Source organism: Ancylobacter sp. 3268, assembly GCF_031456575.1.
Classification (GTDB): domain Bacteria; phylum Pseudomonadota; class Alphaproteobacteria; order Rhizobiales; family Xanthobacteraceae; genus Ancylobacter.
Window position 1 is genome coordinate 94,319 of the sequence record NZ_JAVDUX010000006.1, and the last position, 19,241, is coordinate 113,559.

A 19,241-nucleotide genomic window follows, 5' to 3' on the forward strand; every position below is an offset into this window, starting at 1 on the left:
TTCCGCGAGAGGAGTATTACTATGATCCTGGGAAATGGAAGTACAATCTACGTAGATATCTCGCTGTAATAATTAATATCTCGCTGCAATGCGGCATTATTGCGAAATATATCGCAGCTCGTTACTTCCAAATCGCGCCGGGAGCCTCCTGCACCGGAGAGCCCAGCGGAAGCGGCGCGAGCGCGATCACCCGCGACGCCCCTCATCACCTGTTGGCGGAAATCTGCTAAGCGGGAAGCACGCTTACCTCCCCTGCTCTGGGATCCCGCCCGCGTGACCATCTATCTGCCGATCGCCGAACTGCCGGTGAACATCTTCACCCTGCTCGCCCTGGGCATCGCGGTGGGCTTCATCTCCGGCATGTTCGGGGTCGGCGGCGGCTTCCTGATGACGCCGCTGCTCATTTTCCTCGGGGTCGCACCGGCGGTGGCGGTGGCGAGCGTCTCGACCCACATGGCCGCCTCGTCGTTTTCCGGCACGCTCAACTATCTGCGACGAAAACTGGTCGATGTGCAGCTGGGGTTCGTCCTGCTTGCCGGCGGCCTCACCGGCACATTGACGGGTGTACTCACCTTCATGCTGCTGCGCCGCTTCGGACAGCTCGATCTGTTCATCGCCATTTCCTACATCGTGTTGCTCGGCACCATCGGCACGCTGATGGTGATCGAGAGCCTGCGGGTGCTGATGCGCAATTGGCGGGGCGAGCCGGCGCGGGTCCGGCGTCCGGGGGCGCATCCGTGGTTCCTGCGCATGCCGTTCAAGATGCGCTTCCGCCAGTCGCGGATCTATGTCTCGATCATTCCGGTCGTCGTCATCGGCTTCTCCATCGGCTTTCTCGGCGCGGTGATGGGCATCGGCGGCGGCTTCCTGCTGGTTCCGGCGCTGATCTATCTCCTGCGGGTGCCGACGCTGACCTCGGTCGCCACCTCGCTGATGCTCACCCTCGTCACCATGGCGGCGGCCATCGTCATGCATGCGGTGCTGAACCAGACCGTGGATGCGGTGCTGGGCCTGGTCCTGATGGTCGGCGGCACCATCGGCGCCCAGTTCGGTGCCCGCGCCGGCCAGGCGATGAAGGCGGAGAATCTGCGCCTGCTGCTCGGCCTGCTGGTGCTCGGCGTCGGCCTGCGGGTCGCCATCGACCAGATCCGGCAACCCACCGATCTCTATGCCGTCACGCTCGACGAGGCGAACCGGTGAGACGCGCCGCCGCCCTTGTCCTGCCCGGCCTGATGGCGTGCGGCATCCTCGCGTCCGCGCCGGCCGATGCGCAGCAGCCGTCGGTGCTGAAGCGGCAAAACCTCGTGCTGTCGCTCTCCAAGCCGCGGGTGACGATCACCTCCAGCTTCTCCGGCGACAGCATCGTGCTGTTCGGCGTCGCGCCGGACGATGCCGACGGTGCTGCGCCGCCGGATGTCGTCGTCACGGTGCGCGGGCCGAATGCGAGCTTCGTCACCTGGCGGAAGGCGCGCCGTTTCGGCCTGTGGACCAATGTCGAGAGCCGTTCCTTCCTCGCCGCGCCGTCCTATCTCGCCGTGCTGAGCAATCGCCCGCCCGCCGACATGGCGGATGCCGACACGCTCAGGCAGGAACAGGCCGGATTCACCAATAATCGCCTGCTGCAGCGTGTCGGCCCGGATTATGCCGACGTGGTGCCGGGCGACCCGTTCCGGCAGGCCTTCCTGCGGGTGAAGCAGGCGCAGGGACTATATTTCGAGCGCACGGCGGCGGTGGAGTTCATCGCCCCGCACGTGTTCCGCACCGTCATCCCGATCCCCGGCATCGCCCCCATCGGCACCTATGACGTGCAGGTGAAGCTGTTCCAGAACGGCGAACGCCTCGCCAGCGGCATGCTGCCGCTGGAGGTGGCGAAGATCGATTTCGAGCAATCGGTCGCCTCCGCCGCTCAGGATCATCCGCTGCTTTATGGCCTCGCCACCATGTTCGGCGCGCTCGCCGTCGGCTTCGTCGCCAATCTGATGTTCCGCCGCGACTGAGCGCTAGAGCAACGGCTCCGGCGCATAGGCGACGCCGGCCAGTTCCAGCGCCCTGGCTGCCCGCAGCGCGGCATCCTCACGCCACGGCGCCGCGATCAGTTGCACGCCGATCGGCAGCGGCTCATCCGTCGGGATCGGCGCCGCCACCACCGGCAGGCCGATAAAGGAGATCGGCTGGGTGTAGATGCCGATATTCGGCCGGACCAGCATCTCCTTGCCGTCGAGCACGAAGGTCACCTGCCCGCTTCTCGGTGCCGGTACCGGCGTCGCGGGCGCGATCAGCACGTCGAACTCGGCAAACAGTTCCAGCGCCCGGTCGTGGAACCAGCGGCGGAAGTTCTGCGCCTTCACGATCATCCCGGCCGGCAGCACCGCGCCGGCGAGCAGGCGTTCGCGCACGGCAGGGTCGAAATCGGCCGGACGGTCGCGCAGGCGCTCGCGATGCAGCGCAGCGCCCTCAGCCATGCTGATCACATAGGCGCTCGCCCGCGCCCGCTCGACTTCGGGCAGCTCGACGGTGCGCGCAGCACCGAGCGCGGCGGCGGCGCGGGCGACGGCGTCATAGGCCTGTGGCGTTCCCTGGCGGGCGAACCAGCCGCCGAGGATCCCGATGCGCAGGCCGTCGGCGCCGCGCTCCAGTTCCGGCAGCGTCGGCAGCGCCGCGACATCGGCCATCGCCGGATCTTCCGGGTCGGCACCGGTCAGCGCGTCATAGGTCGCGGCGAGGTCGGCGACGTTGCGGGCGAAGGGACCGAGATGATCGAGGCTCGCCACGAACGGAAAGCTGCGCGCCCGCGACAGCCGGCCATAGGTCGGCTTCAGCCCGAAGATGCCGCAGAAGGACGACGGCACCCGGATCGAGCCATTGGTGTCGGAGCCGAGCGACAGCGGCACCAGCTTGCCGCCGACGGCCGAGCCCGAGCCGCCGGAGGAGCCGCCGGACATGTGCCCGTGATCGTGCGGGTTGCGGGAATTACCGGCATGGATGTTCTCGCCGGTGAAATCATAGGCATATTCGCCCATGTTGAGCGCGCCGAGGCATACCGCGCCGGCGGTGACCATGCGCTCCACCAGCGTTGCGTCCCGGGTTGCCGCCGGCCGGTCCTTGTTGATCTTCGAGCCGGCGAGCGTCGGCAGGCCCTTGAGGTCGAACAGGTTCTTCACCGCGAAGGGCACCCCGGCCAGCGGCCCGAGCGCCTTGCCCGCCGCCCGGGCGGCATCGAGTGCGTCAGCCTCGGCCAGCGCACGCACCGCGGTGACGTGGGTGAAGGCGTTGAGCTTGGGATCGACCACCCCGATCCGTGCCAGCGTCGCCTCGCAAATGGCGCGGGCGGATACGCGGCCCGAGCGCACCGCCTCGGCAATGGCGAGAGCCGGCCCGGCGGCGAATTCGGCGATGGTGGAAGGCGCATGCGCCTGCACGGTTGCGCTCATGGCCGATACACCGGGGCCGGCTCGGCCTCGTCGGGAAGCTCGAAATCGAGCACCAGCCTGCCCATCTCCAGCGCGGTATGAAGATGCATCAGCACCCGTGGCCGCAGCCCGGCCTCAAGTGGCAGGCCGGCCAGCGCCAGCGCTGCGTCGAGATAGGTTCCAAGGTCGCCGGGCTCGCTGCCCGTCCGGTCGTCCGTCACATCCGCCTCCCTGTCACCACCGCACGCTCGATTCAGGAAACGTGCCATGGCTGCGGGGGTGCGGCGAGGCGAGGTTTGGCATCTATCCCAAGGATTTTGCATCCGAGGGCTTGGCGGCCTTGCAAAGCGGCACTCGCCCGATTAGGTTCCGCGCCGTTCTGGCATGCAGGTGTAGCTCAGTTGGTTAGAGCGCCGGTCTGTGGAACCGGAGGTCGGTGGTTCGAGCCCACCCACCTGTACCACAACATAACAGAACGACATCAAGAGCTTGATAAGATGGCGGCGACCAAGGCACCCGGTAAGGCGGCTTCTGGCGACGACTGACGGATCCTCGAATTCAACGCGTTGCAGGCGGCGCGAAGGCCGGTGCGACACGGACGCTAGGAACTCGCTATATGAAAAGTCCGACGACCCGCCGCCCGATGGGCTCGGCCAGAGACGCTGCCGAGGCCGCATTCAAGGCCGCGACGGCAAAGCCGGCAGCGGAATTGCCCGTTGCCAAGGCGCCGCCGCTGCCGAATGCGAAGGAGCTCGTTTCGATCCGGCTCGATCGCGAGGTGCTGGCGCACTTCCAGGAGGCGGGAGCGGGATGGCAGGAGCGTATCAACACCGCCCTGCGCAAGGCCGCCGGGCTTTGAACGACGGGGCCGCCCGTATTCTCGGCGCGGACGACGCCCCTTGAAACAGATCCACTCGCCGAGTACAGGGCGTAAATGAAAATCAACGACACCTTCGAAGACCGCCGTCGGACCGCCGAAGCTTCCAAGGCTCGGCTGCTGGCCAAGCTGAAAGAAATGCCTAAGGCGGATGATCCGGCGGTGATCGCTCGCAACGAGGCGCGCAAGGCCGAGAAAGAAGCGCGCCTCGCCGCCAAGATCGCCCGCCAGGAAGCTGCGGCGGCCGAAAAGCTGGCCAACGAGACCGCCGCCGCCGAGCGCGCCGCCGCTCTGGAAGCCGCGGCCAAGGCGAAGCGCGACGCGCGTTACGCCGCCCGGAAGGAACGCGCCGGCAAGTAATCGCCGGCGAGTGCCCCTCTGCAAGCAAGCGACCGCCGCCACGGCGGTTGCTTCTGCTCATGCCGGGGCACTGGCAAACGGTACTGCCATCGCGCACCATGCCGAAATGGTGACGCCAAGGCGGGTAGAGCAGGCCGGGCCGGCCATACCCTCCTTGGATTGCGCCACGCCGCGTCCAGCCCGGCGGGCGCGAGTGAGGCTCGCCGGCCGATGCGCCGGCTTCACGCGCGGCGGGTGATCTCGGCGATCCGTGCCGCCGGCGCCGCGTGCCACCCAGCATCGCCTTCGCCTCAACCTTGGCACGCGAGCACGGCGGTCCGTGCGGTTGAGGAAGCTCAAGCACGCGCTATTGATTACCTTGCGTGATATCCGCGGCGATAATCGCAGCGTAACCGGATATCTTTGGCGAGGCGAAGCGATGCGCAACGTTCTTCTATCCCTTCCTTTCCTGTTCGTGGCGTCGTCGGCCTTCGCTCAGGCGATGCCGAATTCGCTGAGCATGACATGCGCCGCCACCAGCGCCCTTGTCAGCCAGCGCGGTGCGATCGTCATCGGCACCGGCCCGAACATTTTCGATCGCTATGTCGCCAATCAGCGCTACTGCAACAACCAGCAGACCACGACGCCGGCCTGGCTGCAGACATCGGATCAGGCGCAGTGCTTCGTCGGCTATCGCTGCCGCGAGCGGCTCTTCCACTCACGCTGAGCGACGCGTGCCGAGCGCCGGCCGGGCATGAAAAAAGGCGGCGCCCGGCGCCGCCTTTCGGTCGTCCGTGCCTCCGGCACTCAGTGCGCGAGCAGCAGCGGCACCGTCATGCGCTCCAGCATGTCGCGAGTGACGCCTCCCAGCACGAATTCGCGCAGCCGTGAATGGCCGTAACCGCCCATCACCACCAGATCGATGTCGCGTTCGGCAATCTCCTTCAGCAGAACGTCGACAATGCCTTCGTCGCTCGCCGGCACCAGCCGACGCAGTTCGACATTCTTCTCGTGGCGCGACAGATGCTCGGCGAGATCGACGCCGGGGAGCCGGCCCGGCTTGGACTTGCCGGTCTCCACCACTGCCACCTCGACGAAATCCGCCTTCTCGACCAGCGGCCGCGCCTCGGCCACCGCACGGGCGGAGGCGCGCCCGCCGTCCCAGGCGACGAGGATGCGGCGGGCGGAGAAGGGCTTGGCCTGCTTCATCGGCACCAGCAGCAATGAGCGGCCGGATTCGAACAGCACCGCCTCGGCGATCACCTCTTCGGGGCCCATCCGCTCCGGATCGGCCTGGCCGACGATGGTGAGATCGAACAGCCGCGCCATGGCGCCGATCTGCTCGGCGGCACCGCCGGGCGTGCCGTCGATGCTGCGCACCTCAGCGGTGATGCCGACCGCGCGCGCCGACTCGCCGAACCGCTCCACCGCCAGCTTGGCGAGCCGCTGCCCCTCGGCGCGTTGCGCTTCCAGGAAGTCAGTGGAAAAGGCTTCGGTATAGACCGGCGGAATATCGATGTCGTAGCTGACCGCCACCGCGGTGAGATGCGCGCCCAACGCCGCCGCCGCGGACACCGCGTAATCCGTGGTGGCATCCACCCCCTCGCCGACGCCCAGGCTGACGAGAATGTCCTTGATCATGCCTTCCTCCACTTCACAGGCTTCATCATTGTTACCTCCATCAAGTTGGCCCGGTATTGACCGGCGTCAAGCCCATTCCCCGTCCCCGAACATTTTCCGCCCGACCGCTCTCGATCCGCGGGAACAAGACGCGGTAAGACGGCAATCCGAAGCCCCTCCGCCCCTGCCGGCGGTCCAGGGCCGTCCTTGCCGGGCGACGCGAATCCGCCGCCCCTCGAATGGAGAACCTCTGATGGCCGGGCTAGTGCGCGCCTGTCTCGTCACGGCCCTGCTGCTGGGTCTATGGGAGATCGCGGTGCGGCTGGCCGGCGTACCCGCCTACATCCTTCCCACTCCGTCACGCATCGGGCTGGCGCTCTGGCTGAACCGCGCGGTGTTGTTCGACAATGCGCTGATCACGCTCGGGGAAATGCTGCTCGGCCTCGTCTGCGGCAGTGCGCTCGGCATCGCCTGCGCCCTCGCCATGGCGACTTCGCCGACGGTGCGGCGCGCCATGCGGCCGGTGCTGCTGGTGGCGCAGGCGCTGCCGGTCTTCGCCATCGCGCCGCTGCTGGTCATCTGGTTCGGCTTCGGCCTCGCCTCCAAGATCGTCATGGCCAGCCTGATCATCTTCTTTCCCGTCGCCTCCGCCTTCCATGACGGGCTCGCGCGCGCCGATCAGGGGCTGGTCGATCTCGGGCGGCTCTATGGCGCCGGCGATCTCGCCATGCTGCGCTTCATCCGCGTGCCCTCGGCGCTGCCGGCGCTCGCCTCCGGGCTGCGCGTCGCCACCGCGGTTGCGCCGATCGGGGCGGTGGTGGGCGAATGGGTCGGCGCCTCGGCCGGGCTCGGCTATCTGATGATCTATTCCAATGCCCGCATGCAGACCGACATGGTGTTCGCGGCGCTCGCCATCCTGCTGGCGGTGGCGCTGATCCTGTTCGCCCTGGTCGACCGCGCCCTCGCCCGGCTGGTCCCCTGGGCGCCGGAGACCGGCCCGGCCCGCGAGTGAGCCCCACAGGGGCAGTGGACGAGAAGTGCGGTAACGAGCAAGGTTAGCTTTCCGTCGATCCTGTGAGGATCCATGATTCCACGCCAAGTCGTCTATGAAGCGCTGGTGGACGTGTTCGAGCTGTCGCCCGTCGCCATCTGCATTTCGACAGCCGAGTATGTCTCCCGGTACATCATGGCCAATCCGGCCTATCTGAGCCTGATCGGCCGCAGCTGGGAGGAGATCGCCGACCAGCCAATGTATCTCGACACCGTCAGGAGGCTCGACGATCCGCAAAGGCTGCGCCGCCTGCACGAGTTGGAGACGGTCGGGTTGTACCAGCTGGAGGAAGTGGACCTGCGGCACTCGTCCGGCCGCATCATTCCCACGCTCATCTCGACCCAGTGCCGCACCATCAATGGCCAGCAGCTCGACATCGAGATCATCATCGACAACACCGAACGCAAGGCGTTCGAGCGCGGCATATTGGAGGCGGCCTATACCGACGTGGTGACCGGATTGCCGAACCGCGCCGCCTTCGACCACCGATTGCGCAACCTCCTGGCGCAGTGGCAGGTCGATCAGGGCGTGGCGCTCGCTTATATCGACCTGAACGGCTTCAAGTCGGTCAACGACCGTCACGGCCATCTCGTCGGCGATCGCGTGCTCCGGCATGTGGCGGAGCGTCTGGGCCGCTATGTGGATCCGCAGCGCTTCGCGGCGCGGATCGGCGGCGACGAGTTCGTGCTGCTCTCCACCTTCCCGCGCGATCATGCTCCGACCGCCGACGACCTGCATGTCTTCGCCGAAACCATCTGCACCGCGATGCCCATCGACGATCATCAACTCGCCATCGGCGCCGCCATCGGGGTGGCCATGTGCAAGACGGCCATCGATGCCGATACGCTGCTCCGGCACGCCGACACGCTGATGTACGCCGCCAAGGCGACCGGCCAGGCGATCGCGGTGGATTCCGGCTGGATTGACGGCGCATGAGCCTGCATCTCACCAATCAGGACGCCCGGCGCATCTTCCTGGCGAAGCAGGGCCTGTCTCGCCCGCCCGGCCGCGCGCTCAGCAAGCCCGGACTGCTGGAGCTGATCCACGAGCTCGGCTTCGTGCAGGTGGACAGCATCGCCACGGTGGAGCGCGCGCATCATCACATCCTGTTCGCCCGCGCCCAGACCTATCGGCGCGAGCACCTCACCGCCCTCGCCGAGCGCGACGGCGACCTGTTCGAGCACTGGACGCACGACGCCGCCATCATCCCCTCGGCGTTCTACGGTTATTGGAAGCACCGCTTCGCCCACGCGCGGGAAAACCTCGCCCAGCGCTGGCGCTCGTGGCACGAGAACGGCTTCGAGCAATCGGTCGACCATGTGCTGGAGCGCATCACCACCGAGGGTCCGCTGATGGCCCGGCATTTCGAGGCGGAGGAGCGCATCCCCGGCGGCTGGTGGAACTGGCATCCGGCCAAGACGGCGCTGGAATATCTCTGGCGCACCGGCCGTCTCGCCATTGCCGGCCGCGACGGCTTCCAGAAAATCTACGACCTTGCCGAACGCGTCATTCCCGCCCGCCATTACGGCAGCGAAGTCACGCGCGAGGAATTCGTCGACTGGGCCTGCGCCTCGGCGCTGGAGCGGCTCGGCTTCGCCACCCATGGCGAGATCGCCGCCTTCTGGGACCTGGTGTCGCCGGAGGAGGCGCGCGCCTGGGTACTCGCCAATCGCGAGAAACTGGAGGAAGTGCGGCTCGTCACCGCCGATGGCGGCCGCCCCCGCGCCTCCTTCGCCTTTGCCGGCAGCGGCCCGGCCTTCGACGCGCTGCCGGAGCCGCCGGCGCGGCTCAGGGTGCTCAGCCCCTTCGACCCGCTGCTGCGCGATCGCAACCGCGCCGAGCGGCTGTTCGGCTTCTCCTACCGCATCGAGGTGTTCGTCCCGGCGGAGAAGCGGGTCTACGGCTATTATGTCTTCCCGCTGATGGAGGGCGACCGGATGATCGGCCGCATCGACATGAAGGCCGAGCGCAAGGCCGGCACGCTCGACGTCAGGCGCCTGTGGCTGGAGCCGGGCGTGCGAGCCTCGGCCGGCCGGCTGGAGCGGCTCGACGCCGAACTCGCCCGCATGGCCCGCTTCGCCGGGGTCGAGGGCGTGCGCTATCTCGACGGCTGGCGAGGGTGAGCGGTCGCGGCCGAAGCCGGCTGGCGCAGCGATTGCCGTGGCATACCAGCTCTGCTAGGCTCCGACCTGTCCGAGGGGTGTCCCGCCGGCCTTCAGGGGTCGAAGGGGCTGAGATGGCATCCGCCAGACCCTTTGAACCTGATCCGGGTCATGCCGGCGAAGGGACGGAACGACGGCGAGGCAAGTCATCCGCGTGATGTTCGTTCCTGCGCCGGATTTCCCCCGAAAGCTCATGTGCCGGATCTCCGCAAACGGGAGGAGATCCAAATGTTCGTCAAAACCATCGCCGCCGCCGGCATCGCCCTGGTGCTTTCGCTTGCCCCCGCCGCCGCGGCCGACAAGCTCACCGTGCTACTCGACTGGTACGTGAACCCCGACCACGCGCCGCTGGTCATCGCCAAGGAAAAAGGCCTTTTCGCCGCCCACGGCCTCGACGTCGAACTCGTCGCGCCGGCCGATCCTTCCGCGCCGCCGCGCCTCGTCGCGGCGGGCCAGGCCGAGGTGGCGGTCAGCTACCAGCCGAACCTCTATCTCGCGGTGAAGGAGGGCCTGCCGCTCATCCGCTTCGGCACGCTGGTCTCGACGCCGCTGACCGCGCTGGTGGTGCTGAAGGATGGGCCGATCAAGTCGCTTGCCGATCTCAAGGGCAAGACGGTCGGCTTTTCGGTAGCGGGGCTGGAGGACGCGCTGCTCGGCACCATGCTCGCAGATGCCGGGTTGAAGCCGAGCGACGTTACCATGGTGAACGTCAATTTCGCCCTCTCCCCCGCTCTGGTCTCCGGCAAGGTCGATGCGGTGATCGGCGCCTACCGCAATTTTGAGCTCACCCAGATCCGCCTCGAGGGCAAGGAGGGCACCGCCTTCTTCCCCGAGGAGCACGGCGTGCCGGTGTTCGATGAGCTGATCTACATCACCCGCAGGGATCTCGTTGCCGATCCGCGCCTCAAACGCTTCCTCGCCGCCGTGGAGGATGCCACCATCTATGTGCTCAACCACCCGGACGAAGCCTGGGGCGTCTTCGTGAAGGCGAACCCCAAGCTCGACGACGAGCTCAACCGCACCGCCTGGACCGATACGCTGCGCCGCTTTGCCCATGCGCCGGCGGCGCTCGACGCCGGCCGCTATGCCCGCTTCGGCGAATTCATGAAGCAGCACGGGCTGATCCATACCGTCGAGCCGGTCGCCACCTACGCCCCCGCGCTGCCCTGAGCCGACACGCCGCGCGCTTCGACGGCGCGCGCCATCCGCCGCCGCGGGAGTGTTGCCGTCTGGCCTCACGTGCCGAACCGGCAAATCGGCGGACGTCGCCCTTCCAGCCCGCCCTAGGCGATGCTACCCGTCCGATGGGATGTGAGGCGATCGCAGGGGGGAACGGCATGGGCAATGGCGGCTATCACATGGTGGCGGTCCTCGTCGGCTTGGCAGTCGGCGTTGCCGGCGTCGCCTTCCATCTCGGCGTCGAGGGCCTCACGGCCGCCTGGCCGGCGCTGCTGCGCGACACGCTCGGGCTGGCGGGCACGGCGCTTTACACCGCCGCCGCGCTCGTCGCCGCCGCCATGGCGGTCGCCTCGCTGTTCCTGGTGCGCCGCTTCGCGCCGGAGGCCGGCGGCTCCGGCGTGCCGGAGATCGAAGGCGCGATGGAAGGCCTGCGCGAGGTGCGCTGGAAGCGCGTGCTGCCGGTGAAGTTCGCCGCCGGCCTGCTGTCGCTGTCCTCCGGCATGGTGCTCGGCCGCGAGGGGCCGACCATCCATATCGGCGCCTCCATCGCCAAGGCCGCCGCCGATGTGACGAGAATGTCGTCCGAGGACATGCGGGGCCTGCTCGCCGCCGGCGGCGCCGCCGGCCTCGCCGCCGCCTTCAACGCACCACTGGCCGCCGTGCTGTTCGTCATCGAGGAGACGCGGCGGCAGTTCCCCTACAGCGCCCGGACCTATGTCGGCGTCATCCTGGCCTCGCTCGCCAGCGCCGTCGTCACCGAGAGCCTGACCGGCAACACACCCTATATGCGACTTCCCGCCTCGGCGATGCCGCTCACCGCGCTGCCGGCGTTCGTGCTGCTGGGCGCCGTGCTCGGCGCGGTCGGCGTCGGCTTCAACCGCACGCTGGTCTGGTCGCTGGATCATGTCCGCCGGCTCGGGCTGGCGACGTCGTTCTATCTGTTCCCGCTCGCCATCGGCCTCGTGGTCGGCCCGCTGATCTTCCTGCTGCCGGAGGCGACGCAGGGCGGCGAGGTGCTGGCCGTGCAGCTGGCGACGGAAAACCGTCCGCTGGCGGTGCTGGCGGTGATCGTGCTCATCCGCTTCGTCATGACCATGGCGAGCTACTCCACCGGCGTCGCCGGCGGCATCTTCGCGCCGATCCTGGCGCTCGCCACCACCATCGGCCTCACCTTCGGCACGGCGCTGGAGCTGGTGCTCCCGCTGCCGGAGAACACCCACCTCGCACTCGCCATCGCCGCCATGGGCGGGCTGTTCGCCGCCACTATCGGCGCGCCGCTGGTCGGCATGGTGCTGGTGATGGAACTCACCGGCGCCTATGCTCTCCTGGTGCCGGTGATGCTGGCCACCATCGTCTCCAACATGGTGGCGCAGGCGCTGGGCGGCCGGCCGATCTACGAGACCCTGCTGGAGCGCACGCTGGCCATCGAGGCCGAGGGCCAGCCAGCCCCGCGCCGCCGCTTTCGCCTGCGCCGGCCGCGGAGCGATCTTTCCGGCATGGCCGCTTCCAAAACTAAGGAGTGAAGCGGCCGCGCCTCAGCCCGCGACGGCCGTCAGCTCCGCCCCGCCATCGAGCCGTGCCGGCTCGCCCGCCGCACGGGTGATCTCGATGTGCCGGCCGTGCAGCGGCTTGAGCGTCGAGCGGTGGCCGATGGAGAGGATCGCCGTCTCCGGCAGACGCTCGCGCAGGGTGCGGTAGAGGGCCGCCTCGCCCGGCTCGTCCACCGCCGAGGTCACCTCGTCGAGCAGCAGCACATCGGGCCGGATCAGCAGCGCCCGCGCCAGCGAGAGCCGCTGCTGCTCGCCGCCGGAGAGGATCGCCGGCCACAATTCGCGCTCGTCGAGCCGCTCAGCGAGTTCGCCGAGGCCGACCGCCTCCAGCACCTCGCGCAGCGCGGCGTCGTCGTGCTCAGCCAACGCATCGGGATAGGCGAGCGCTCCGCGCAGGCTGCCCACCGGAATGTAGGGCCGCTGCGGCAGCACCAGCATCCGGGCATCGGGGGCGATCTCCACCGTGCCCGACCCATAGGGCCAGATGCCGGCGACGGCACGCAGCAGTGTCGACTTGCCCGAGCCGGACGGCCCGGTGAGCAGCACCGCCTCGCCGCGCCGGATCGCGACGCCGTCGACGGTGAGCACCGTGCGTCCCTGCGGCAGCCGCACCTCCATGCCGTCGATCGCCAGCATGGTCCCTCCGCTGGCCGCTCCCCGGCGATAGGCGCTGGAGGCGGCATCGGCACGGGCCCTGGCGATGTTGTTCTCGAAGCCGATGAGACGGTCCACCACCGCCTTCCACTCGGCGAGCGTCGCATAGGCGTTGATGAAGAAGGAGAACGAGCCCTGCACCTGCGCGAAGGCGGAGGAGGTCTGCATGAGCTGGCCGAGCTGGATGCCGCCGGCGAAATAGGCCGGCGCCACCACGATGAAGGGGAAGACGTTCGACACCTGCCCATAGCCGGCGGTGAACCAGGTCAGCCGCTTCTGGGCGATCATGATGCCCCAGTAATTGTGGACGATGTGCGAGAAGCGGTCGAGCAGCCGCGCGCGCTCGACGCCCTCGCCGTCCATCAGCGCGATCTGCTCGCCGTTCTCGCGCACGCGCACCAGGTCGACGCGGTAGTCCGCCTCGAAACGCTGCTGGTCGTAGTTGAGCTTCACCAGCACCTTGCCGATGAGATGGGCGATGTAGGTGCCCACCGTCGCATAGGCGAACGCCGCCCAGACGAGATAGCCGGGAATGTTCACCTCGTGCCCGAACAGCGGAATGTGGAAGTCGCCCGAGAGTCCCCACAGGATCACCGCGAAGGAGGCGAGCGTCATCACCGCATTGAGGATGCCGATGAAGATGCCGAGCGTCTGGGCGATATAGGCGCGGATGTCCTCGGCGATGCGCTGGTCGGGGTTGTCGGCGGTGTCGCCCTTCAGCCGCAGCCGGTAGTGGGTCTGGTGGTCGAGCCAGGCGGAGAGGTATTTCTCCGTCATCCAGGTCCGCCAGCGTATCTCCAGCCACTGGCGCAGATAGATCTGGTAGACGGCGATGATGATCGCGCCGGCCGCATAGGCGCCGAACAGCCAGAACTGGTGCACGAACGCCGGATAGTCCTTTTCCTGGATGGCGTTGTAGAAGGCGTTGTTCCACTCGTTGAGCAGCACAGTCGCATAGACCCAGCCGACCTCCAGCGCCACCACGGCGGCAAGCAGGATACCGCCGCGCCACTTGTCTTCGCCGCGGAAATACGGGCTCGACAGCCGCCAGACGTCGGAGAGCAGGCTCAATATGGCACGCACGGGGAATTCTCCGGCCGAGGGAAGGGCGAATGCTGGACGCCGCCCCATGAGGGCCGCGCGCCGCAAGACTAGTGGAAGCAATCCCGGCGGGAGGATGGCGGGAAAATTAAAGTTTGGTCAGGCAAAGTGACGTAAGGTCATGAAGAAAGCTCGGCGAATACGCCAAGGGCGGCACCCTTGCGGGATACCGCCCCTGCACTGCGTTGCGTCGCTCGCGGCGGGAAGCAACCGGCTCACTGGGCCGGCTTGGCCGCCTTCGGCGCTGCGCTCGCCGCCGGCGCGGCCGGCTTGACAACCGCCGCTTTCGACTTGTTGACCATGTCTTTCCAGGGCTGCTTCGACTGATGCATGGTCTGCCACCATGCGGCACGCTCGTCCTTGCTGCGCCCGGCGGCGGACGCCGCGGTCACGCCGGAAAGGCCAAAGCTGGCAATAAGGGCAAGGGCGACGACTATCCTGCTCATGCGTCTTCTCCTAACTTGCGACATGTCGCGCGAGCGACACTGACGTGCATTCGGAGAATGATTTATGTCGCTTGCGATCAGATCGTAAGGGAAGTTCACGCATCCCTGATCGTGCAGAATCGCAAGGAACCAACCGACGACCTGTCATGAAGCCAGCGGCGCAAAAGGACCCGAAACGCGGCGCGAGGCGAAACGGATCCGCGACCATGCCGGCGCTCGGCCGGGCCGGGGATGCGTGACGGCTTTGCCCGTGGCCCTCAGATGAAGCGCTTGCGGATGTTCTGGCTGACGATGTCGAGGCACGACACGGTAATGATGACGATGATCAGGATCGCGGCCCCCTGCGAATAGAGGAAGCCGCGCATGGTTTCGTTGAACACCATGCCGATGCCGCCGCCGCCGACGATGCCGAGCACGGTCGCCGAGCGGACATTGGATTCGAAGCGGTAGAGCGTGTAGGAGATCCACAGCGGCAGCACCTGCGGCAGCACGCCATAGACGACCTCCTGGAACCAGGTGCCGCCGGTGCCGCGAATGCCCTCGACCGGCGCCGGATCGATCGCTTCCACCGCTTCGGAGAACAGTTTGGCGACCACACCGGTGGTGTGCACGAACAGGGCCAGCACGCCGGCGAACGGGCCGAGGCCGACCGCGGCGATGAAGATCAGCGCGAAGACGAGCTCATTGATGGCGCGGCAGGCATCCATCAATCGGCGCACCGGAAACGCGACCCAGCGCGGCACCACGTTGTCGGCGCAGAGGATGCCGAAGGGGATGCCGACGATCACCGCCAGCAGCGTGCCCCAGACGGCGATGGCCAGCGTCTCGACCATGGCGGTGGCGTAGACGTCCCAATCGGTGAAGTCCGGGCGCAGGAAATCGGCGCCGAGCGTTGCCATGTTGCCGGCGTCCTTCACCAGCTGCGCCGGGTTCATCTCCGCCTCGTGCCAGAAGAACACCAGCAGGACCACCGCCACCGCGCCGAGGCACAGGCGGGTCAGCCGAGTGGCAAGCGGCGTCACCGGCGGCGCCGGCAGCGCGGCGGCGACGGAGCGATGAGCGGTCTCGGTGGCGAACATGGGGCGTCCCCTCTCAATCGAACGCCGTCCCCGGCGGACCGGAGACGGCGGCAAGCCATGCGCGAAGGCCGGGCGAAGCCGGCCTCCGGCGACATGTCACATGGCGGGCAGCTTCTTGAGCTGGCTATCGAGATCGGCGAGCTGGGCGTCGATCTTCTTGACCTCGGCGGCCTTCTCGTCGGCCGAGAGCTTGTCGTTGCTCTGGGCCTTCACCTTGGCCTTGAACAGCTCGAGCTGGCGGATCGGGATCAGCTGCGCGTCGGAAGAGGCGAGGAACGGACCCCAGCCGTCCGAGGTCTTGGCGAGCACCGCGCGGGCGCGCTCGATCTCCTCCGGGGTGCCGTTGCGGCCATAGGTCATGAAGAAGGTGTAGATCTTGGCCTTCAGGTCGGCCGGCAGGTCCTTGCGCCACACGATCGGATCGCCGGCGATCAGCGGCGAGCGCCACACTTCCTTGATCTTCGCCGCCTCGGCCGGACGCGTCTGCTGCAGACGGGTCATGTTCTCGGTGTTGTTGGTGGCGAAATCGACCTGCTTGTTGGCGACCGCGAGCAGGTTGCCCTCATGGTTCGAGGTCACGACGCGCTTGTAGCACTTCTGCGGGTCGACATTGTTGAGCGCGAACACGTAGTAGCTCGGCACCAGGAAGCCCGAGGTGGAATTCGGGTCGCCATTGCCGAAATTATAGCCCTTGGAGCAGTCGAGAATGTCCTTCAGGCCGTTGATGTCGTTGCGGTCGACATTGGTGACGATCAGCGAGTAGTAGCCCGAGGAACCGTCCGGCTTGGCGGTCTTGACGAAGACTTCGCCATTGGAGCGGTCGACCGCTTCCATGGCCGACTTGTTGCCGAACCACGCCACGTCGACCTTCTTGAAGCGCATGCCTTCGATCACGCCGGCATAGTCACCGACGAAGAACGGCTTCACCGGCACGCCGATGGCCTTCTCCATGTCCTTCAGCAGCGGCTCGAAGCTCTTGGCGAGATTGGCGGAGGACTCGGTGGAGATGAAGCCGAAGTTCAGCTCCTTGACTTCCTGAGCCGCCAGCGGGGCGGTGAGGCCGGCCAGCACCAGGCCGGCGGCGAGAAGGCGCTTCATGGTGTTCGCTCCTGTCAGGATACGGGTTCTGAAGAGGTCGTTTCGAGCACCACCGCGGCCGGCACGGCGAACTGGCTCGGCAGGATCAGTTCCTCGGCGCTGGCGCCGTAGAGCTCGGTGAGGAAGGCCGCGGTGATGCGCGACGCCGGACCGTCGAACACGACGCGGCCGGCATTCATGGCGATCACCCGGTCGAAATAGGCGGTGGCGTAGTCCACCTGGTGCAGCGACACCACGAGGGCGATGCCGTGGTCGCGGCTCATGGTCACCAGCGTGTCCATCACGCGCTTGGCGGATTTCGGGTCGAGCGAGGCGATCGGCTCGTCGGCAAGCACGAGCTTCGCCCCCTGCACCAGCGCGCGGGCGATGGCGACGCGCTGCTGCTGGCCGCCGGAAAGCTCGCGCGCCTTCTTGCCGGCATGCTGGGCGATGCCGACCTCGGCGAGCGCCGCCAGCGCCGTGCGCTTCTCGTCGACGTTGAACAGGCCGAGCGTGCCGCGCAGCCGGCTGATGCGGCCGAGCGCGCCGACCAGCACGTTGGTCATCACCGTCAGCCGGCCCACCAGCGCGAATTGCTGGAACACCAGGCCGATCTGCCGGCGGGCGCGGCGCACCTCGGAGGACAGCCGCCCCTTGTCCTGCACGCCGAGGCCGAAGGAGCGCACGCCGCCGCTGGTCGGGTCGGCCAGGGCGAGGCCGGAAGCGATGCGGATAAGCGTCGACTTGCCCGAGCCGGAAGCACCGATCAGCGCCACGCGCTCGCCCGCCTCGATGCGCAGCGAGACATTGTCGACGGCGCGCATGGCGCCCCACGTCTTGCTTACACGGTCGAGTTCAAGCGCTGCCGGCATCGATTTCCCTCGTCGGCCATCAGGGTCGATGAGGGCGTATCGGCGGCGGGTGACGTCGGGATGAATATGACGTTACAGTTCGGTGACATGCACCGCGATCTGCCGTTGCGTCACCTTCCCGCCCGCCACCGAGTGCGACCCATGATCTATTACGCCACGCTGCTGTTCACGATGGTCATCCTGCCCGTCGTCTCCATCGCCTCGGAGCTGGCCGGCAACGGCACGCTGGTCGGCTTCTTCACCATCGCCAGCAAATGGTTCGTGTTCTGGGCGGTCGGCGTGCGGCTGCTGCTGGCCGGCATCACCCAGCTGTTGAAGCCCGGCTACACCGCCAGCTCCATCCTCGGCGTCGATGATCTGCGGTCGCATGTGCTGGTGCAGGAACTCGGCTGCGCCAATCTCGCCATGGGCGCGGCGGGGCTGCTGTCGCTGCTGATCTCCAGCTGGGTGTTTCCGGTCGCCTTCATCGGTGGCGCCTTTCTCGGCCTTGCCGGGCTCAACCACATGCGCCGGCCGGAGCGGAACTTCCGCGAGAACATGGCGATGGTCAGCGATCTCGTCGCCGCCTTCATCCTGTTCGCCGCCTTCCTCATCGCGCAGTTCTGAGGGCCTGTGCGTCCTTCGAGGCTCCGCTGCGCAGCGCCCCTCAGGGTGACCTCAGGGTGCGGCCGCCCGCTCTCTTGGCGGAGGGCTGCTCATGCTGAGGTGCCGGCTGCAGGCCGGCCTCGAAGCACGCACGCGCTTGCGTCCCTAGCGCCGGCGGAACCCGACATAGCCGCCGTCGGCGTCGTAGAGCACGTCATAGCCGTTCAGCAGGTGGAAGCTGGTGTTCACGAACACCCGGTCGGGTGCCACGCGCAGATGGATGGCGTCCGGCGCGAGCGGCGAGTCGGCCCCCACCGTGAAACGGTAGAGCTCGAAGCCGTCCTCTCCCGCGCCGGCGCGGACCGCCACCTCGGTTCCCTCCGGCAGGGTTCGCTCGGCACCTGCCGCCTGCGCCGGCGGCACCGTCATGAACATCGCCGACACCCCGGTATCGACCAGCAGCGTGCCGCAGGCCGGCGGAGCGGCCCCGTTCAGCGCGAGGCAGGCCGGCGTCGCCTTCCAGTCCGAGCCGTCGTCCTGCCGGTCGAGCTTGAGGAAGCGGAAGTCGCCGCCGGTATTTCCCCGCGACAGCCCGACATGCATGCCCTCGGGCGAGAGGATATAGCCGCGCCGGCGAGCGCCTTCGTTTTCGCCGCCCTCCCCGCCGGTCACCCGCAGCAGCGGGTTCTTGTCCGGCGTGCTCTGGCTCTGGCGATCGGCCTCGCGGGCAAAGCCGACGCCGACCATGGCGATGTGCTCGGGCATCTGGCGCGGGGTGCAGTCGCGGGCCGTGTCGAGGCAGCGCAGCTCGGTCACCGCCAACACCGGCATCGGCTCGGTGGTAACGGAGGCGCCTTCCTTGCCGCTGAGCGTCACCGGCGTCACCACCCATTGCCCGATCATCTGCCGGCCGGAGCTCGTATAGGTGAGTTGCCCCGGCCCCTGGCTCGGCAGCTGGTCGAAGCCGGGAATATAGGCTGCGGCCACCACGATGCCGGTGGAGCCGGAATCCAGTTCCGCCCGCAGCGGCTCTTCCCCGCCAAAGGAGAGGCCGATGCGCGGCACCGCGTCGATGCGTCCGCCCGGCTCGGCATTGAGGTAGCGCAGGAACAGCCCGTCGCGGAACGGCGCATAGTCCGGTGCCTCGGTCGCGCAGGCCTCCGTCGTCGCCACCGTCGGCGCGCTCGCCGAAGCCAGCACCAGTAGCCCCGCCATGATCGCCATACGCATGGGGGCCTC

20 protein-coding genes, 1 tRNA gene and 1 riboswitch are annotated in these 19,241 nt (G+C 67.7%); of the genes, 12 read left to right on the forward strand and 9 right to left on the reverse strand.

Annotated elements, in window-relative coordinates:
* The first annotated feature begins 273 nt into the window (after positions 1–273).
* Positions 274–1,200: a sulfite exporter TauE/SafE family protein gene (locus J2X65_RS10515; protein WP_310200862.1), complete on the forward strand. Its 927-nt coding sequence runs from the start codon at positions 274–276 to the stop codon at positions 1,198–1,200.
* Positions 1,197–1,997, forward strand: a complete 801-nt coding sequence (locus J2X65_RS10520) for a TIGR02186 family protein (RefSeq protein WP_310200863.1) — start codon at positions 1,197–1,199, stop codon at positions 1,995–1,997. The genes J2X65_RS10515 and J2X65_RS10520 overlap by 4 nt, the downstream gene beginning before the upstream one ends.
* Positions 1,998–2,000: 3 nt before the next feature.
* On the opposite strand, the gene J2X65_RS10525 is transcribed toward J2X65_RS10520, so the two are convergent.
* Positions 2,001–3,431, reverse strand: a complete 1,431-nt coding sequence (locus J2X65_RS10525) for an AtzE family amidohydrolase (protein ID WP_310200864.1) — start codon at positions 3,429–3,431, stop codon at positions 2,001–2,003.
* Positions 3,428–3,631 carry a DUF4089 domain-containing protein gene (locus J2X65_RS10530; RefSeq protein WP_310200865.1) on the reverse strand — a complete coding sequence of 68 codons (204 nt, stop codon included), beginning with the start codon at positions 3,629–3,631 and terminating at the stop codon, positions 3,428–3,430. Before J2X65_RS10530 ends, J2X65_RS10525 begins: the two co-directional genes overlap by 4 nt.
* Before the next feature lie 165 nt (positions 3,632–3,796).
* On the opposite strand from J2X65_RS10530, the gene J2X65_RS10535 reads away from it, so the two are divergent.
* From J2X65_RS10535 to J2X65_RS10550, 4 genes are all read left to right on the forward strand, one after another.
* Positions 3,797–3,873: transfer RNA gene (locus tag J2X65_RS10535), tRNA-His, on the forward strand.
* A gap of 153 nt (positions 3,874–4,026) precedes the next feature.
* Positions 4,027–4,269, forward strand: a complete 243-nt coding sequence (locus J2X65_RS10540; protein WP_310200866.1) for a BrnA antitoxin family protein — start codon at positions 4,027–4,029, stop codon at positions 4,267–4,269.
* A gap of 75 nt (positions 4,270–4,344) precedes the next feature.
* Positions 4,345–4,647 (forward strand): DUF6481 family protein, encoded by a 303-nt coding sequence (locus J2X65_RS10545; RefSeq protein ID WP_310200867.1) that lies wholly within the window; start codon positions 4,345–4,347, stop codon positions 4,645–4,647.
* A 325-nt stretch (positions 4,648–4,972) separates the two neighbouring features.
* Positions 4,973–5,353, forward strand: a complete 381-nt coding sequence (locus tag J2X65_RS10550; protein WP_310200868.1) for a hypothetical protein — start codon at positions 4,973–4,975, stop codon at positions 5,351–5,353.
* Positions 5,354–5,433: 80 nt separating this feature from the next.
* Here J2X65_RS10550 and J2X65_RS10555 read toward each other — a convergent pair whose 3' ends face one another.
* On the reverse strand, positions 5,434–6,267 hold the full coding sequence (locus J2X65_RS10555; protein WP_310200869.1) for a universal stress protein: 834 nt from the start codon (positions 6,265–6,267) through the stop codon (positions 5,434–5,436).
* A gap of 232 nt (positions 6,268–6,499) precedes the next feature.
* On the opposite strand from J2X65_RS10555, the gene J2X65_RS10560 reads away from it, so the two are divergent.
* The 5 genes from J2X65_RS10560 (at position 6,500) to clcA (ending at position 12,161) form a co-directional block, all read left to right on the forward strand.
* The gene (locus J2X65_RS10560) at positions 6,500–7,258 is read left to right on the forward strand and encodes an ABC transporter permease (RefSeq protein ID WP_310200870.1); all 759 of its coding nucleotides are present in this window, start codon (positions 6,500–6,502) and stop codon (positions 7,256–7,258) included.
* A gap of 72 nt (positions 7,259–7,330) precedes the next feature.
* On the forward strand, positions 7,331–8,233 hold the full coding sequence (locus J2X65_RS10565) for a sensor domain-containing diguanylate cyclase (RefSeq protein ID WP_310200871.1): 903 nt from the start codon (positions 7,331–7,333) through the stop codon (positions 8,231–8,233).
* The gene (locus J2X65_RS10570) at positions 8,230–9,420 is read left to right on the forward strand and encodes a winged helix-turn-helix domain-containing protein (protein WP_310200872.1); all 1,191 of its coding nucleotides are present in this window, start codon (positions 8,230–8,232) and stop codon (positions 9,418–9,420) included. The genes J2X65_RS10565 and J2X65_RS10570 overlap by 4 nt, the downstream gene beginning before the upstream one ends.
* Before the next feature lie 63 nt (positions 9,421–9,483).
* Positions 9,484–9,602, forward strand: a riboswitch (TPP riboswitch).
* 85 nt (positions 9,603–9,687) lie between these two features.
* The gene (locus J2X65_RS10575; RefSeq protein WP_310200873.1) at positions 9,688–10,629 is read left to right on the forward strand and encodes an ABC transporter substrate-binding protein; all 942 of its coding nucleotides are present in this window, start codon (positions 9,688–9,690) and stop codon (positions 10,627–10,629) included.
* Between the two features lie 167 nt (positions 10,630–10,796).
* Entirely contained in the window at positions 10,797–12,161 is a 1,365-nt protein-coding gene (gene clcA / locus J2X65_RS10580; RefSeq protein ID WP_310200874.1) for a H(+)/Cl(-) exchange transporter ClcA, read from the forward strand.
* A 12-nt stretch (positions 12,162–12,173) separates the two neighbouring features.
* Here the strand turns inward: clcA and J2X65_RS10585 are convergent, their stop codons facing one another.
* The 5 genes from J2X65_RS10585 to phnC form a co-directional block, all read right to left on the reverse strand.
* Positions 12,174–13,925, reverse strand: a complete 1,752-nt coding sequence (locus J2X65_RS10585) for an ABC transporter ATP-binding protein/permease (protein WP_310200875.1) — start codon at positions 13,923–13,925, stop codon at positions 12,174–12,176.
* Between the two features lie 233 nt (positions 13,926–14,158).
* Entirely contained in the window at positions 14,159–14,389 is a 231-nt protein-coding gene (locus J2X65_RS10590; RefSeq protein WP_310200876.1) for a hypothetical protein, read from the reverse strand.
* Positions 14,390–14,646: 257 nt separating this feature from the next.
* The gene (gene phnE / locus J2X65_RS10595; protein WP_310200877.1) at positions 14,647–15,468 is read right to left on the reverse strand and encodes a phosphonate ABC transporter, permease protein PhnE; all 822 of its coding nucleotides are present in this window, start codon (positions 15,466–15,468) and stop codon (positions 14,647–14,649) included.
* A 96-nt stretch (positions 15,469–15,564) separates the two neighbouring features.
* Positions 15,565–16,566, reverse strand: a complete 1,002-nt coding sequence (gene phnD, locus J2X65_RS10600) for a phosphonate ABC transporter substrate-binding protein (protein WP_310200878.1) — start codon at positions 16,564–16,566, stop codon at positions 15,565–15,567.
* A 14-nt stretch (positions 16,567–16,580) separates the two neighbouring features.
* Complete coding sequence (gene phnC / locus J2X65_RS10605; protein ID WP_310200879.1) at positions 16,581–17,417, reverse strand: phosphonate ABC transporter ATP-binding protein; 837 nt, start codon at positions 17,415–17,417, stop codon at positions 16,581–16,583.
* A 141-nt stretch (positions 17,418–17,558) separates the two neighbouring features.
* Between phnC and J2X65_RS10610 the strand changes: the two genes are divergently transcribed.
* Entirely contained in the window at positions 17,559–18,023 is a 465-nt protein-coding gene (locus J2X65_RS10610) for a DUF6790 family protein (RefSeq protein ID WP_310200880.1), read from the forward strand.
* Positions 18,024–18,167: 144 nt separating this feature from the next.
* Here the strand turns inward: J2X65_RS10610 and J2X65_RS10615 are convergent, their stop codons facing one another.
* Entirely contained in the window at positions 18,168–19,232 is a 1,065-nt protein-coding gene (locus J2X65_RS10615; protein WP_310200881.1) for a hypothetical protein, read from the reverse strand.
* Between the last annotated feature and the right edge of the window lie 9 nt (positions 19,233–19,241).